6 protein-coding genes and 1 pseudogene are annotated in these 16,967 nt (G+C 58.2%); 1 reads left to right on the plus strand and 6 read right to left on the minus strand.

Annotation, left to right across the window (positions count from 1 at the left end):
- Positions 1-49: 49 nt before the first annotated feature.
- The gene (locus tag LOY50_RS03770; RefSeq protein WP_253471467.1) at positions 50-418 is read left to right on the plus strand and encodes a glyoxalase superfamily protein; all 369 of its coding nucleotides are present in this window, start codon (positions 50-52) and stop codon (positions 416-418) included.
- On the opposite strand, the gene LOY50_RS03775 is transcribed toward LOY50_RS03770, so the two are convergent.
- From LOY50_RS03775 to LOY50_RS29040, 6 genes and pseudogenes are all read right to left on the minus strand, one after another.
- Positions 412-3,213, minus strand: a complete 2,802-nt coding sequence (locus LOY50_RS03775; protein WP_258690319.1) for an RHS repeat domain-containing protein — start codon at positions 3,211-3,213, stop codon at positions 412-414. The genes LOY50_RS03770 and LOY50_RS03775 overlap by 7 nt on opposite strands.
- Positions 3,210-7,676 carry a SpvB/TcaC N-terminal domain-containing protein gene (locus tag LOY50_RS03780; RefSeq protein ID WP_258690320.1) on the minus strand — a complete coding sequence of 1,489 codons (4,467 nt, stop codon included), beginning with the start codon at positions 7,674-7,676 and terminating at the stop codon, positions 3,210-3,212. The genes LOY50_RS03775 and LOY50_RS03780 overlap by 4 nt, the downstream gene beginning before the upstream one ends.
- Entirely contained in the window at positions 7,673-12,220 is a 4,548-nt protein-coding gene (locus LOY50_RS03785; RefSeq protein WP_258690321.1) for a neuraminidase-like domain-containing protein, read from the minus strand. The genes LOY50_RS03780 and LOY50_RS03785 overlap by 4 nt, the downstream gene beginning before the upstream one ends.
- Before the next feature lie 30 nt (positions 12,221-12,250).
- Positions 12,251-15,001: a Tc toxin subunit A gene (locus tag LOY50_RS03790; protein WP_258690322.1), complete on the minus strand. Its 2,751-nt coding sequence runs from the start codon at positions 14,999-15,001 to the stop codon at positions 12,251-12,253.
- 25 nt (positions 15,002-15,026) lie between these two features.
- Entirely contained in the window at positions 15,027-15,890 is an 864-nt protein-coding gene (locus tag LOY50_RS29035) for a methyl-accepting chemotaxis protein (protein WP_408980855.1), read from the minus strand.
- Positions 15,891-15,932: 42 nt separating this feature from the next.
- Positions 15,933-16,946: pseudogene (locus LOY50_RS29040) on the minus strand (methyl-accepting chemotaxis protein); the annotation flags it as partial.
- Positions 16,947-16,967 lie beyond the last annotated feature (21 nt).

The raw sequence follows: 16,967 nt of genomic DNA on the forward strand, positions 1-16,967 counted from the left end.
AATGGGGTCAACCCATCTAAACTGGGTCTTTTCAGCCAGGGAGCAACCCATGAGCTTCGGTAAAACCACCCCAATCCTGCGGATCTTCGATGAAGCCAAGGCGTTGGCGTTCTATGTCGACTTCCTGGGCTTTACCGTCGATTGGCAACATCGCTTCGGAGACGACTTCCCGCTGTACCTGCAAGTCTCCCGCGGCGACTGCGTGCTGCACCTGTCCGAGCACCACGGCGACTGCACACCGGGCTCGGCGTTGCGGATCGAGACCGATGAGCTGGAAGCCTTCCAGCAGCAATTGCTCGCCAAGCAATACCGCTACGCCCGTCCACAGATCCAGGCCATGCCCTGGGGTAGCCAGGACATGGCGGTGGTCGATCCGTTTGGCAATCGGTTGGTCTTTACCTGCGCTGAGCTTTACTGACGATACTCATTGATCGACGCTACGTGGACATTATATAAACGTGGCGTCCTCAGTTGGCGGCCTGTTGGGATACTAACGTTTGGTGGAATGATTGCGCTGCAGTTGAAACAGGCGATAAATGGCTCCGGTTGCGTCACGTTCTGTAATTTTTCGGTGAACAGCGTCGTATCCGCAAGCACTCTTTCACGCTTTCCCGGATAGAGCGCAACAATGGTGTTAAGCGCTCCAACTTCTCCATGAGCCCCTGGTCCTCCGGTTAGTATTGGAATGATTCCATTGGAAGCCTCGATATGTCTCTCGATAAATTCTCGGGTTGGCTGTTGAAGTTCGTACAGCTCGTCAATTGTTCTGCTTAGCGTTGGGTCGAGCCTCAGCGCATCGGTATCTACTTTAAACTGATAGTGTGGGTCTTTTTTCCTGTCTCGGTAATTCTCGGCCAAGTTTTCCATGTAATCAGCCGCATTACTGATTTTGTAGCTTCCGAAATTCAGGTAGAAATCCTCGCTGGTAGCGGAGCCATCATAATACGGGTCTACCCCGCGATATCCCGTTGCGCCGGATTTTGGCTTGGGAAGATTGTAATGCTCCATGATGGCCATATCGTTGCCGCCCGCGTGATCTTTAATAACGCCATAGGAGTGAACAACAATAACGTTGTTGCGTTTTGTCTTGCTAAAGCCGGGGCTGGCATCGGGGTCTTCTTCAGGGCCTTGTTTGCCCTTCTTCACTGGAGATGGTGGCGTCAGCATTTTTTTCGAGCGTTCCTCCCCATCCTGTTTCGTCCATTCGACAGGGTCGATTTCCTTCCCTTGAGCATCGTTGAGTACCAACCCTTGGTGATCGACATACCTCATCGGGTTGTTCCCGACCATGCAATACAAGTTCAACCCATCAATCGCCCCCGCCGGGTCGGGACTGATCCAGCGTTGCAACCACGGTGCGTAATACCGATGCCCGTAGTAATACAACCCGCTGGCATCGCGTTCCTTGCCGGAGTAGCGAATGGTCCGGTAGTCGGCTTCCACGGCCGAACGGGATGCCACCCACGCGGTTCCTCCGTAGGGCAGGTAACTTTCCTGGCTGATCAGGTCGGCCTGATCGTCGAGCTCCAGTGAGCTGGAGCCCAAATGGTCATCGAGGCTGTAGCGCAGTTGATCGGCCGCGATCTTGGACGGTCGACCTTTGGTCCAATGCAGATAACGCACGCTGCAGCGTCCGGCTTGCAGGGTGATGACCTCCAGGTGCTCGTTATGACGGGTGCGGATTTCGAGGCCCGGCAAGTAGCGGACTTCCTCAGTGTGGTTCATTGCCGTGGCATGGGTTGTCTTGACCTTGCGCACGCGTTGGCCGCTGCTGTCGTAGGTGTAACGTTCGATGTCGTCAGAACCGTTTTCGCGCTGGACCAGCACCACACTGTCGAGCTGGTTGCGGCTATTCCATTCCAGTTCCTGGCCCGGGCATAGGGCCTGAAGGTTGCCGTTGGCATCGCAGCTCATCGTTATTCTGGTCGTGGTGTCGTCGCCCTGGCTCCAAGACACGAGGCGATTGCTGGCGGTGGCGACATTCAAGGTGCGGGTGTAGTTATTCCCTTCGCGTACATGACGCAGTTCGGTCAGGTTGCCGCCGTCGTCGTACGTGTATTGCTCGGCAAAATTGAACAGTTGCGTGGGGTCGAATGAAGTCGTACCGGCGGTGGGAAGACCGGGGGGCGCCGCCAGCCCGGCGGCCTCACGCCCCGTGGCGCTGGTCAACTGGTAGAGGCTGTCGTAGGTGAAGGTGCTGACAGGTTTAACCCGTTGATTGCTGTTGAATCGCTCAGGTTGGACGTTGTCGCTAATTTGAGTCACGTTCCCCATGGCGTCGTAGGTGTAGTGGAGGTCTTGCAAGGTTTTGCCAGGCACCGATGCGCTGAGCGAGGTCAGCCGCCCGCTGGCCGGATCGAACACCGCGCGGCTCGTCACGCCATTGCCGGCGGTTTGCGACTCGACCTGGCCGAATGCGTTGTAGACGAGGTCTTTGACGATGGTTTTTTTGGCCTCGGTGCCTTTGATTTTCAGGCTCGCGGATTTGAGTTGGCCCGCGACATCGAAGGCGTGGTGCTGTTCGTGTCGGGCGGCGTCGGTCTGCTGGATAATTTGCCCTAGAGCGTCGTAGGACCAACTCGTTTTGTAGCCTTCTCCCTCTTCAAGCAGACCATTGCGATCTTTCACGTCGGTTGGCCAGTCAGGTTGTGCCGCCTCGCTCAGAAAGTGCCGTGTCTGGCTGCGCGGTTTACCGCATAACGCATATTCGTCAACGATCAGCGTGCCCGCGCTGTCATCGTGGCGGATGAGCGCGCCGCAGCGATTGAGCTTCGTCGATTCCTGCGAACTGTCGCCGTAGCCCAGGCACTCTACTTTGCGCAGTGCTTGGCCTGCGGCTTGTTCCTCGACGGTGGTCAGTCTCAGTTGGTTGTCGTAGGTCGATTGCCAGTGACTTCCTCGTTGATCCCAACTGTGCAGGATCTGTCCGGCGTCGCCGGGCAGGTTCAGGCGCCATCCGGCGTCGACGCTTTTTACTCGCAATGGTTTGCCGGACAGGCTGTAGACGCTCGCAAGATTGGCGTCAGTTGCGTTGGCAAACCGAGGGTCGCGCTGGGCGATCAACCGTCCGGCAACGTTGTACTCTTGCCGGTTTGCGCGCGTCTGGGCTTTTTCGCCTTCCTTGCCTCGGCAGTAAGCCACCTGGCGCACCGGCAGGCCTCGGCCGTCGATAACGTTGAGGGTGGGAGTCTTGCGATGAAGGCGTGCGCTCATGCCTCACCTCCCGCTGTCGAGGCATGTTCGGCCATGACTTCTTCCAGCGTGTCGTTTTCGTCCTCCTCCACGGTATACCAAGGATGATGGGTCTGCCGACGCATCCAGGAAAGACCATTCTGTTTGGCGAGACGACTGTGGCTCGAGCGACCCAGCGCATCGTAAAACTGCTGGTCGCAATGGCCGAACTGCCGAAAGGACTTGTCGTTGATGTAGCGGTGTTGATCGGCAAAATAGGGGCGGTAGATCCGGATCGCCAATCCCTTGCTGTTGTATTCCACCCGTTCGCTGACACGCCAGCGCGTTGCGGTGATCTGTTCCTGCGGCTTGTCGCCCTCGAGTGTCAGTTCACCCTTGGCATCCACGATGTAAGCCATGCCTGATTCGACCTGCTGCTTACTTTGCAACTGGCGACCAAAGCCATCGAAGCACGTCATGGCGATGCGGATTTGTTTCTGCTCGTCATCGGGGTAACGATCGGCGACCAGTGTGGCGATGTGAATCGGCTCACGTTTAGACGTACGAATTTCGCGCTTCAGTTTTCTATCGTCGACAGGAACTACCTCGAGTTTCGACAGCCGGGCGCGAGCCGAAGCGCGAATATGCCCGGTTGGCAGTACGTCACCGTTGCTCACACAGCGCTCTAGCCAGTCGGTGTCCTGCAAGGCTGCCGCCGATACGTTTCCCATCCAACTGAATGGCGCGTAATAGGTCGCGGTGGCGGCGTCCTGCAAAGCATCCTTGCTCTGTGCGATCGCTTCTGCCGGACTTTTAGGCGATGGGTTGAACGCTGCGATCGGTTTGAAACCGACAGGGTTGTTGTTCTCGTCGCCGTAAAAGGTGCTGGCCAGTACCTGGCCGAAGGCATCGGCAAGACCTTCCTGCACGTTACCGTTGGGGTCTTTGACCCATTGGGGCAGGAAGCTACGGTAATTGTATTGCGCCTTGGTCATAGCGCCATCGGGCAGTTCGAACCCGGTAACGAAGCACGTGTATGGGTCGTAGCTGATCTTGGTCACGCCGTGGCTGTCGCTCGGCTGCACGGTCTTGGTTTTGTAGAAACCTTCCAAACCGGCGTAGGTCGCGAAGCCACTCTTGACTGACCAGAGCTTGCCGGCTGGCGTGCCTGTGGCCAGGAACTCAGCCATGGAGTGATAGCCAAGCTCCGTGAGCATTTTGTCGTCGGGTTGAGATGTGGACGGCAATAGATGGAAGGCTTGCAGGGCGGTTTCGTCCAGCTCGGCGGTTTCCAGATGGTCGACCAGGGCTTCGAAGCTGGCGTTGCCGTCCGGCAGCGTTTCGTTGGCAGAAGCTTTTTTGTAGCGTGTTATAGAAAGGTCGGTGAGAACGGCTTGGCTCGCCCAACTGGGTTTCCCGACGCGTTCGGTGAGCTTTTCATAATTAATATCCTCCGGTGCCAGCCCTCCGTCTTCAGGCACCTTGGGTCGTTTCAACGCGTTGGTCCGTTGGCGATAAGGTAAACCCAGGCGCCATTCTTGAGGCGTTTGCAGGTTGATGAATTCGGCGCGAGTTTGCGTCAGGTAGTAGAACTGTTGCGCCGGGTCATGAGCATCCCGCCACCATTGTTGTGGGTCTGGATCGCTGAACGGTGCGGTATCTTCTGGCGTTTTGCGTCGGGCGTAATGGATGATCACGCTGTGGATCACGGCACCGTACCGATCGTGCTGCAAGTTGATCGTGTGCTGGCACCGGGGGTCGTCGTCCAGGCCGTCGTATTGGTAGCTGATGGATTCCAGCGGCAGCGGCAACAGGGCGGCATAGCGCCGCGGGCCCTGGGGCGCCTGTTGTAGACGGATCCGATAACGGTGTTCCTGAACCGAATACAGCGTCTTGTCGTTGCCCCCTGCGTATGTCTCGCTGCGCAGTAGATGACCGCTCAGGACGCGGCACATTTCAAGCCTGGTCGCTTCGTCTGTCGCCCCAATCAGTTCGTCCTCGCTATTGTCATCTTTGTATCGGCACAGTAAGGCTTTACCCAACGCCTTGGCTTGCGAATCGGTGCCGTGATAGTCGCTTCGGTCCATGTCCACTGCCTGGCCGGTATGAAACCAGGTTTTTTTCAAACAAGGCTCTGTGAAGCCTGGCGAATCGGCATCGTTGGGGTAGGTTTCATTGTCGGTTTGTATCAGCAAACCGAAGCCACGGAATTCCCGTTCGACGCCGTCGTAATAACCTTGACGATAGGAAAAACACTGGGTCAGGCGATTACCGGTGATCTCATCCCGCTGGACCTGGCGCGACACCAAGTGCAGGGGCAACGGTACATGGCAGGCAAGGGACTCCTTGGCTATGACCCTTGAGGCTTTCTCGTCCAGCCATTCCTGGGCCGAGCTGCGATAAGCAATGCGGCTGGCGGCGCCCATGTTGTTGTTGGTGCCGGTGAGCAGATACGGCTTTTCCTCGACAAAGTCGTAGCGCCAATGTTGCGCCGGGGTTAGATGCGGCACGCTCAACACCAGGCTGGAGCAACCCAGCCCTAGCAGGTCGACGATGCTCACCTGGCATAAGTTGTCGTAGCGCAGGCCAGTTGGCCAGAGCAGCGTAATCGCGGGAGCGAAGCCATTGCCGCAGCGGTTCATGAAGATCAGCGCTCGATCCGCTTGCAGATAGATCAGGTCGGTGGCACCGGAACCATCCAGGTCTGCGAGACGGATGCGCGAGGCATCGAAGGTGGGGTAGGCGAGGCCCGGAAAATCCATCACGATGCCTTTGCCGAATCGCCCGTGGCCAAGGTTTGGCCAGCACTTCACTTCGTCGTGGCGAATGCGCACCAGATGCTGCTGGCCGCTACCGAGCAGATCGCTGAAAGCCACCAGTTCGCAAGGCGACCTGTTGAATACCGGCAGGGCATCGTCATTGTCGTGGCGAGGAACTTCTCGGGCGGCAGCGAACCCCCGCTCGCGCTGGTTGGCATACAAGCGAACGCTGCGGGGACCGATCAGGGCAAGGTCGGTGAGGCCTTCGCCCATCAAGTCGGCCAGATGCCCTTTTGAGTTGAAGAACTCTGTCGGAAACGCCTGGAATGTCGCGAAGTTCGACCATTTCCTATCAGCGCCCAGGGAAAAAAAGCCGCTAAGCCCCGGTTGGGCGATGATCCAGTCCAGTCGACCGTCACCTGTGAGATCACTGAGCGTTTGGTGCAGTGTCTTCGCGGTGTCGGCGACGGGAATCTCAGGCAGCGCTTTCCACTGGTCGTAAGCCACTTCATCCGTCTTGGCTTTAGCTCGCATGGGCTCACGGTAACACCAGCCTGCATCGCTTCGATGGAGCAGGCCGGGCAAACCTTCGCCGTACAAATCCACCCATTGGAAACCTTGTTCGTCGCTGAACCCTGCCATGTTCTCAACGTGTTTCCAGGCGGGCTTATCGAACAGGCCTTTGAATCCGCTGTAGTGGAACTCCATGGGAGGACGGCTTTGGGGAGCTGTTCCGTCGCCGAACGCTTGGTCATGCGCTGCGCTCAAGAAGCTATAGCCCAGGAGCGTCTGGCGGTAATCAAGCAGCAGACGTCGCACGAGAACAGGATCGGCGCCCAGCGCTTCGGGAAAGTGATGGAACATCAACACCTGGCGACATAGGCGATCGGTACGCAGTTCGAAACCGTAGGCAAAGGTGGAAAACCCATCGCTACGTTTTTGCGGTTGCAGTCCTTCATGGCGTGGTTTTTTCTCGTATTCGGTGCTTCGCTCACCGTAGTCGAACACCAACTCGAAGTGCCATTGGCCCTGTGTGGGCGGATCTGTTTTCCAAGCGTAAAGGCGGGTGTCGGCCTTCACATTGCCGTAACGCACATGGCTCAAATAGCGTTGGGCTCCGCCATTTCCCGCGTACACATATTGAATGTGCTCACCATGTGCATTCAGGCTTTCCTCCAGCAGCCACTCACCTACCCGGCTTGCGTCCTGGGGATCGGTTCGTCGCGACTCGGGATTTTTCCCGTAGACATGCAGGCTGCCATCGGCCCCGTGCACGAGCCAGAAACCCGGTGTATCTCCATCCGACGACCAATGTTCAATCCGGTCGAAGCTGCTTTCGATTCTTGGCAGGTGACGCGTCACCGTGTAGGTCGTGCCCAGGTCCAGGCCGTTGTAGCGATTGACTCGGGTTGGACGGGGGCCGTGCTCGGGCAACCAGACCACACCGCTGGGGCCGACGATTTCATCGTCGTCGTTATAGGCAGGCACGCCCTTGCTGGTGCGTCGCGCCACGCAAGACAGCGACAGCCCCCAGCCGATACCGAACACGCCGTTGCCGGCTGAACTGCTATAGCTCAGGGACAAGGCCGGAGCAAAGCCGCGTCCGGGGGAAATCGGCAATGCAACTTCATAGGAAGCTGTGCCGTGGGCACCGACGTTTTCCCACCCCTTACCAATGCTCTGGATGGCACCGCCGCCTTTGGGCAGGGCCGGCGCGGTAACCGGCAATGCGGGTTGCTCGTTCATTGCGCACCTCCGGCCCTGGCGGTATAGCTCACGTGTACGATGATGTCGGTCAGTGACTCGAGCGTGTCCCTTTGTGCCTCGGGGTTCGGGAATGTCAGTTGCCATTTGGAAACCGCACCGGTGTATTCAAATGGCAGGTAGCGCTCATCGTTGAAGGTCAGGGTGAACAGACCGTTGTCGTCGACGCCGGTGGACAGGGCGATCTGTTGGTTGGCGCGCAGGTTCTCCATGACCCGCCCCTTGGCATCGGCGGACATGTACACCTTGCTAGAGGTCTGGGTCAGCGTGGCCCGGATGTTTTCGTAAGGACCAACAATGGCCGGCAAGGACACGCTGATGGTTTTGATCCGCCGCAAGTAGTGCTTCTGACCCGTGTAATCATTCTCGAACAGGTCGTGGGGCAGCTCGAAGTCGCATTGACCTTTCTTCAGTGCGGCATGCATGTCCAGCCATGGCTCGTTGATCGTCGAGGTTGCGGTCTGGTCCTTCAATTGACGCAATGAAATCGTCTTGCGGATCTCCAGTTCTCGCTCGCTGCGGCGTAGATATCCGGCCCGCATGTTCAACAGGCTGAGTTTCAATTGCTCGCCTGCTCCAAGTCCTCGATAGGTGGTATTCCAAGCGCCGGGCTGAATGAATCGTTTGTCGAAATCGGAGATTTCGTATTGCCAGCAAGCTTCGGCGGCCAGGCACAGGCTGAGTGTCGTGTCGTAGGCCTGGTGATAGAGCACTGCAAACTGACTATTTAGCCATTGGTACAGCTGTGCTTTGGTAAAGCGCTTGCTGAGAAAGTCGTAATGGGTCTTGGTTTGGCCCAGGGTTGATTCGGCAAGGCGCAGTTGCAGGCGAGTGGCGGTTTCCTGCTCGGTGGATTGCGCCAGTTCTGCGTCAATCTGGGTCAGCTCGAGCTGTGATTGATCATAGGCGTGTTGCCAATCTTCCCGACGGCGATCGAATATGGCCTGACGGTCGAGATCGGCCGCTATCGTGCGGGTTATGATCGCGCTGCTATGGGCGGCCGCAGAGGCCGCGAGCGCCGGCCCCTCCCAACGGCTGCCGCCAAAGCTGAAGCCCGCGACGTTTGGAACCAGCATCAGCCCAGCAGCTGCGACTTGGAAGGCCATTGCAGCGGCCTCCATCGTGCCGCTGGATACGTTGAACCAACTGACGCTTATTTCCTTGTTGCTTAGGCCATCGTCCAACAGTTTTTTGTAATGGGTTGAGCGGTTTTGAGCAATTGCTTGGCTTGCGAGCAGTGCCTGGCGGTTCTGACGATCGATATTCAAGGCCTGGCGTTGCAGGTCGACCGAGATTTTCGCCAGGTTCCAGGCTTGCTGCTGCTGTAGCTCCTGCAACTGTGCCTGCTCCTTGCGCTCGACCAGCGACAGCAGCGTGGCGCCAAATTGGCTGAGGCTTTCCACTGCGCTCGAGGCCTGGCTGTGCATGACCGAGAACCGATAGTGCGGGATAGATGTGGTTGGCAATCCTCGAACCGTATTGTTCGAAGTATTCAATACAGCGGGGCTGAGCAATACGCGAGGGTCCAGCGGCACGGCAAATACCGGCAGATGCAGCGGCTTGCCGGCGATGTCGAGGTTGTGCCGCAAGTTGTACAGGCGGCTTTCAGCAATGTCCCAGCGCTGGAGCAACTGCGGGTTGAACGGCAGGCGCAAGTGCGGGCTATCGATGGCTGGCCAGGACGCGTGCAGACTGCCCCCGCGAACGGGCAATGAGGGCTGGGAGCGGGCGAGTGATCGTTCAAATGTGCGTAAGTCGTCACTGGTCGTTTCGCCCAACGTTTTCAGGTTGATGTTTACCCAATGATCGACTGATTGAACGGTCGGGCGTGGCCCCAACAGATCCAGTACCCGCACGTACCACAGCTTTGCCTCGCTGAGGCCGTCGGGGGTCAGCTCGCGGTAGGCGGCGTCACCTCGATTGATCAGGATGTCGAGGTACAGGAAGTACAGCGCCTTGCGAAAGTGCGCCGGATGACTGAGCGCGATCTGATGAGGGTCGTGGGGCGCCTGGTCGGCGTACGAAGGCGTGCTGCTATCGAGTAAGGGAAGGGCCCTCCAGCAGTTTTCTTTGCCGCGACCTGGATCGAAGAGGCGGCGCAACCAGCGTTCGGCCTCTTCATAACGCTGTTCGGCGTTCAAGCGATGGGCGACCAACCAAGGCAAGTAGAGGAACAGCTCGGTGAAGTAACGGCCGTAGGGACCATGGAAATCCATATTGTTGTTGGGGGCGTCGGGTATGACGGGCTCAGACAAGTGTTGTGTCGTCCAGTCGAACAGCTCATCCAGACCGTTTTCTGTACGGCGGATCAGTTCTGCGGCGAAGGCGGTGTTCAACCTGATCGGCTGGCGGAGTTGGTCCCCGGCATCGCTGGTCTTGATGGCGCTATGGGTGAAATCGATAAATTGGGTGGTGCCCAGTCCGGCCGTCGATGAGGGGGTAATGCCTGGGGCCTGGAGGCGCGTAGGGATGACGTTCAGCTTGATGCCTTTAAGGGCGCAATAGAGCTTCGTTTCCGGTTCATTGGGGTAGACAAAGGCGACCCCACAAAAAAATGTATCGCCGTCACGGTTGAGATCATTGCTGTGCCAAGTGAACTCGAAGAGCTCCGTCAGCGTAGACGCGGGGGTGGACTGCGCTACCACCGTCAGGTTTTCAAATGACGGCGCTTGAGTTGCCAGGGCGGTTGGCTGACGGAAAATTACATATTGAAGGTTAAACGGTTCATCAAGATTGACGACTGCCTGACCAAGGTCGAGAGCTGTGGCGTTGCTGGCTTGCATCGTTACTTTCCGTACATTTCCGGAAATTGAGCTGTTATTTTCCCGTCTACTTTCCTTGATCAGATGACGCACTGCCTCTGTAGAAATAACTTTTCCCTGAAGATTTGTATCTGCATGCAGCGTGACACCGCGCGAATGTTCAGAGTTTTTGAGTACATCAACCATGCGGTCGATCGATAGTTGGTAAGGGGCAGGAGATAACGAGGTGTGGTTGGTGATCGTAAGTTGTGAACCCGCATCCAGTGCCACGTAGGATGCGTCTGGCAGGCCGCGGGCAGGAAGTACCAAGTCAAGTTGAAGTCTCGGGGATCGATCGGGCCTGGTTGTAAGTCTCAACCTGATTTTTCCAGGGGGTGTGTATAAACCCAGCCCGTCGAAATAGACGCTTGCAGTCATGCTTAGCGTCAGCGTGGGGCCGGTTCGGTCATTGTTCGGTCTGATGTTTATCCGATCCTGCAGGCTTTCGAAATCGGACATGAGAATGCTCATGCCCGTCGGGAGAGGAGCGTCAGCAATTTCGATTTTTGAAAGTATTTTTGTTTGAATGCGTTGGTTGACAGCGCCTATGAGCCCTTTCTCGGTGATGGTTGGGCTATGAGTGGCGAGATGACTGTCGATACAAATCGTTCTAATGAGCGCGAAGTCGTTACCGATCCCTTGGGACGAGTCGGTTTTGGGTTTTCGTGCACACAGGGCGATAAACAATGAACCGTGGGCACCGTCGTTGTGTTGCTCAGCTACAGTACCTACCGATGCTTTAATGGCATCAAGATCCCTGCCACGAAGCATTTCGTCGTTGCAATAACCCTGCAGGGCAATTCGCGGCGTGCTCCATTTCCCATCCTGCTTTTTGAAGCAGAAGCTCAAGCGTAAAAGCGGATGACGCGTACTCGGTTGCTCGGCGGCGTTGCTCGATGGGGCACTGGAGGCTGACGGATCCTGATGGATGCATTCTGCCCAGACAACGAACAGACGATTGTTGAACCAGACAGGACGAATCGAGTGTTCGACGGCGCCTTCTGGAATGGGCACATCGGCTTTTTCCCAGTCGGACCAGGCGTACGGATCAGGTTGGTCCAGTTTGGCGGCGATGGCAGGGGGCCGTGGTGGCGGACCGTCAAGCGGACGTTGCCCCATGTCCAACGAGCGCCAGAAGTAGGTGTTTTCGGTACGTGACTTGGCAATGAAATAGTAGGTGCTGTGGGCGAAGTCTTCTCCATCGATGTAGCCGTTGAGAATATTCAGGTTGGCCATTTCTTCGAATCGAGTCAGGTAGGCCATGACCGCCGATTGAACAGCGTCGGCCTGGATCCGGTTCTGGTTGAGGTCGTTTTCCAACTGCTGGAAATTGTCGCTCTTGTTGTTCCTCAGGACGGGGTCCAGATAACTTGCGGGAAAATAAAGCAGCTTTTGATGAGCCGCCCAGATAGCGTATTGATGCATCTCGTTGCGCCACGTTTGCAGGTGCTCCGGCGTGATGCTTGCCCGATCGTAGCCGGGCTCCATATTCATCAGGATACGGTTGATGTATTGCTGAAGACTGGCGATGGCGCACGCCACAGGCGTGGTGGGCACATCCTGGCTGACCAGCACGTCCAGCAGCCAATATTCGTAGAGGTCCTGGGCCGTCTTGAGCCGAGCCGTCCCGGTCAGGCCATTATCGGGCACGACCTTGTCCAGGTAGAACGCCAACTGCGCATCGCGCAGGCTTTCATCCAGCTGCTTTTTCATGGCAACGGTCATATTCAATCCTTGAATAAAAAAATGTTCGCCTCAATGGCACGCAGCGATCAGTCCTTCACCGACGATTTTCCAGGCCTGCGTCAGGCTGTCGTTATTGAGTGTGGCGGCCATGAGCAGTTGGCTTGCCGACAGGCCCGTGCTCAAGCAACACGCCTGGCAACGCATGACCCAATCCACGGCTTGCATCGTGGTGGCGCGTTTGGGCGTCAGCAGCGCTGTCAGGCAGCCCACTTGCTCGGTGCTCCAGCCCAGCAGGTGGGCCAGCAGGCCGTTGACTGTCTCTGCTGAATGTTGCGGTAGGTCTTGGTTGGCGAGCTGCAAGTAATGCAACAGGTTTTCTTCTGACTGCGCCTGATGGCGCGCGCAATGATTGAACCGTTCGAGCAAATACAGCGTTTGAGGTGTAAGCGTTCCTGAACTGTTCGAGGCTAACCACGTGGGATGGTCCATCAACACCTGTAGCGTGCTGCTGCTCAGATGCAATTTCTGGCAGGCTTGCGCGGTGCGAAGCACGTGTGCCAGCAATGGCGGAGTTTTGTCGACAGTGGCGATGATGGCCTCGACCATGTCTGTGGCATTCGTGCCGGCCATTTTCATCACGCTGGGAAGGTATTCGGCGGACACGTCAGCCGTATCGTGCAGCAGTGTTCCTACCAGGCGTTGATAGTCGCTGGTGGACTGGGCGTGCTCTCGCAGTACGGCCAGTCGCTCTTCCAGTTTCTGATTCAACGGCAAATCGGGTCCGATAGATTCGAACAGGCGACACCACTGCAGCACATCGAGATGGTTTTGCTTGAGCCAGTCCACGGCCCAATCCATTGCCATCAATACGTCGATAATGTCGGGGTGCGTGGTGTCCAGTGCTCCCGTCACCAATGCCCGACAGAACGTATCGCCTCCCAGTAGCCGAGCCAGCTCCGTGCACTCAAGAGGCGACAGGCCAAACATCCGGGCGATACGGGCCTGGCGGTAGAGCGAAGAGATCGTCGGCAAATCGTTTTTCAGCGGCAGGTACTTTTTAGTCTGTTTCACAAGCAGCAACAGCGCGTCTTCTGTGAGGGCAAGCCCCAGGCCAGCACCGAGGTAACTGAGTGTCTTGAAGTCTGCGGTATCAAGGCCTGTCGCCTGCTTCCCCCACGCAGGGCTTTGAAGAAGACCGCTGCGATTGAATACCTGGTCGTACAACGAAACACGCTCTGCGCTAGCACAGGTCGGCATGTCGCTCATGAGCGAGGCAAACTCTTCTGGTGTGATGCCACGGCGCCGCTTCATGTACTGATAGACCCCAAGCGCGCGCAGGGTATTGGCGCTGAGCGTCATCAGGGTGTTGCCTTCCGAATGCATGCTATTGATGAGCAACGTATCCAGTTCGGCAAAGGGAATGCCGGTCCATTGCTGCAATCGGACCATTCGCTGCATGCGGTCGAAGCGCTCGTAGGACTTGTGACTGAATCCTTGCCGGGCCGTTTGGGTTTCAAGCACCAGGGCGGGGGAAGAAGTGTCGGGACCATTGATGTAAGCAGGACTCTGGCGGTTACGAGTCGAGGGCGGGATATGGGTCGAGGAGCGAGGCCTGTATCTGCCATGCCCCAGTAGTTGCTCAACCTGTTCCGTCGACAGCCCGGTGCGCTCCTTGAAGAATGTGAAATCACCCAGGCGCCCGACATCTTGAGTGCCGTAGGCTTTTTTCAAGGCCTCGAAATCGGAACCCGAAGCGAGCGGTGCGAGCAAGAGTGCCTGCTGAGCCGGACTGAGCCCTGAAAGCAGTTTTTGCGCCTCGACAGGCGATTGCGAAACGTGTCCATACGTTGAGCCGTCCTGGCAAAACGGCAGTTTCAGGCTGATCCGATAATTGACTTCACCCAGGGCGGGTTTACCTGCGCCCAAGCCAAGCAGGCATTGATGGTGGTGAAGATCATAGGGCAGTGAAAAGGGATAGTGTGCGTCGGCCAAGGCCTGATGGACGGTTGTGCCGTCATCGAGACTGGCCTCGATATGGCTGCACAACGTGTCGTTGACGATGTTGAGCGTCGGGCGCGCAACCAAGGCACTGTGTGGGTCGAGCATCAGCGTGTCGAGGTCCGGTCGACGTTTCTCCAGGGGGATCTTGCGGGGGTGGGTGGAGCTGTTTTCCAACTGCCTGGCAAACAGGTACAGCGCACGCAGGTAGGCCACGGGCGAGTCGATCGCGGCGATGTCACCGTCCTTGCAAAACTGATCCCGGTTTTCCTGGAACAGTGCTTGATAGCTGATCGGCCCGGATGTCGAGTCTGAGTCCAGGCTGCGTCGCACACGGGGCTTGGTGTCGCTGGAGCTGAGTTGATGCTCCAGGTACAAGCGGCTGATCTGCCGGGCGTGGCTCGACGCATTGTCGTAGGCCTGCCCGGCATCTGCATCGCAGTGCCTGGCGAGCGCCTGGGCGAACTGCGTCTTGCCCAGGTGCAGGATGTCGAATACCGATGTCAGCCCCATTCGTTGCAGGGCGGTCTTGAAATCGGTTTTGGCAATGCCCTCGTCCATTGGCGGGGCAACGAGCTTGTGCAACAGAGAGCCGTTGTCTGCGTCCATGTAGGTGCCTCTCCTGTTCGAACGGAATGTTCTTGTCAGGAGAAAACCGTACAGCAGTACGCAAAAAAAGACGGTAGGACGTGAGCGGGAGATGTGTACGAAAGAGCGATTCGTGGGGCTGCGCTGATGCAAACCCTGTGGGAGCGAGCTGGCTCGCGATGGCGTCGGATCAGTCAGCATTGAAGTTGACTGAACCACCGCCTTCGCGAGCAAGCTCGCCCCCACAGTGCGTAGGGCGTTAGACGCGGAAGTGGCTGACCATCATCTGCAACTGATTCCCCAACCGCGCCAGTTCGACGCTGGAGGCGGCGGTTTCTTCGCTGGCGGCGGCGGTCTGTTCGGACACGTCGCGCACGTTGATGATGCTGCGGCTGATCTCCTCGGCCACGGCGCTTTGCTGCTCGGCGGCAGCGGCGATCTGCTGGTTCATCGACTGGATGTTCGACACCGTGCGGGTGATGTTCCCCAGTGACGCGCCGGCCTTGCGGGTCAGGGCCACGCTGCTGTCGGTGAGGCTGCGGCTGTTGTTCATCACGGCCGCTACTTGTTGCGTGCCGTTCTGCAGGCCGGCCACCAGGCCTTCGATTTCTTCGGTGGATTTCTGCGTGCGCTGGGCCAGGCCACGGACTTCGTCGGCCACCACGGCGAAACCACGCCCGGCTTCACCGGCGCGTGCCGCTTCGATCGCCGCGTTGAGCGCCAGCAGGTTGGTCTGCTCGGCCACGGCCTTGATCACGTCCATGACGCTGCCGATCTTGTCGCTTTCCTGTTGCAGCACGGTCATGGCGTCGGTGGAGCGCGCCACTTCGCTGGCCAGGCGCTCGATCTGGGCGATGGCTTCGCTGACTACCTTGTCACCGGCACGGGCTTCGCCGTCGGCGGCGGCCGCGGCCTGGGAGGCTTCTTCGGCGTTGCGGGCCACTTCCTGCACCGTCGCGGTCATTTCGTGCATGGCGGTCGCGACCTGATCGGTCTCGACTTTCTGGCTGTTGACCCCGGCGCTGGTCTGCTCGGTCACGGCGGACAGTTCTTCGGCGGCGCTGGCGATCTGGGTCACGCCATCGCGGATGCCGCTGATCAGGTCGCGCAGGGTCACGCCCATGCGCGCGATGCCTTGTTGCAGCACGCCGAGTTCATCGCGGCGAGTGACGTTGACCGTGTGCGACAGGTCGCCACCGGCAATGCGCTCGACCACGGCCAGGGTATCGCGCAGCGGGCCGGTGATCTGGCGCGTGATGATGACGGCGGCAATGACGCCGACCAGCAACGCCAGCAGGGTGCTGATCAGTTGCAGGGTGCGGGCCTCGGCACTTTCGGCGTCGCGGCGGTCGAGTTGGATCTGGTACAGCTGTTCGCTCAGCGTCACGATTGACGCGCCCTGGTCGGTCATTTCCTTGCGTGCCTGTACCGCGTCGGCGGTGGCCAGCTTGAAGGCCTGCACGGCGCTGCGGTATTGGGCCAGGGCGTTTTCCAGTTGGCGCAGTTCATCCTGGCGGGTGCTGGAGAAATGCTCGTTCAGCGGCTTGAGCGAGGCGATGGCGGCGTCCAGCTGGGTGACGGCCTTGCGTTCGGTGTCGGCGTTGCTGTTGGTGGTGTAGCCGCGCACTTCATAGCGGGCCAGCATGAAGTCCTGCTTGGCCTGGGTGATGGCCTGGAACTGGGCGAAACGCTCGTCGCCGGCGCCCATTTTCCGCACGTCCGAATCCAGGGTCTCGATCAGCTTGTAGGCGATCTCGGCGTTAGCGCCCATGGCATCGCGGGCGGTGTTGCCCGTGCGGTAGGCGCCGCGCATTTTGTTCAGGGACACCTGGTAGGCGCTGATGACTGCGCTCTGCTCCTTGAGCAACTTGACGTTTTCCGGGCTCTTGAAGCTGCTGAGCAGGGCGTTCTGTTGTGTCACGAAACTATCGAGCGTGGTCTGCACGTTTTGGGCGGCGGTCTCGTCACCGTTGGTCAGCATGTATTGCAGGCGCGTGACCCGAAGCTTGGTCAGGCTGGCGTTGAGCTGGGTGATGTCGCTCATCCAGTTGCTGCGGTCGATCAGCCCGCCCAGGCTGGTCCAACTGGTCAGGGCCAGCAGGCAGGTCAGTACCAGCACCAGGCCGAAGCCCAGGCCCAATTTCATGTTGACGCTAATGTTGCCAAACCAGCTGTTCATCAAATTCCTCCAGGAACGTTG

It is taken from the genome of Pseudomonas sp. B21-010 (assembly GCF_024749325.1).
GTDB lineage: Bacteria > Pseudomonadota > Gammaproteobacteria > Pseudomonadales > Pseudomonadaceae > Aquipseudomonas > Aquipseudomonas kilonensis.

What these genes read in the sequence shown, in the direction of transcription:
- LOY50_RS03780 (WP_258690320.1), bottom strand. Translation starts at nt 7,676, where the DNA reads ATGAACGAGCAACCCGCATTGCCGGTTACCGCGCCGGCCCTGCCCAAA.
- LOY50_RS03775 (WP_258690319.1), bottom strand. Translation starts at nt 3,213, where the DNA reads ATGAGCGCACGCCTTCATCGCAAGACTCCCACCCTCAACGTTATCGAC.
- LOY50_RS03770 (WP_253471467.1), top strand. Translation starts at nt 50, where the DNA reads ATGAGCTTCGGTAAAACCACCCCAATCCTGCGGATCTTCGATGAAGCC.
- LOY50_RS03785 (WP_258690321.1), bottom strand. Translation starts at nt 12,220, where the DNA reads ATGACCGTTGCCATGAAAAAGCAGCTGGATGAAAGCCTGCGCGATGCG.
- LOY50_RS29035 (WP_408980855.1), bottom strand. Translation starts at nt 15,890, where the DNA reads ATGGGCGTGACCCTGCGCGACCTGATCAGCGGCATCCGCGATGGCGTG.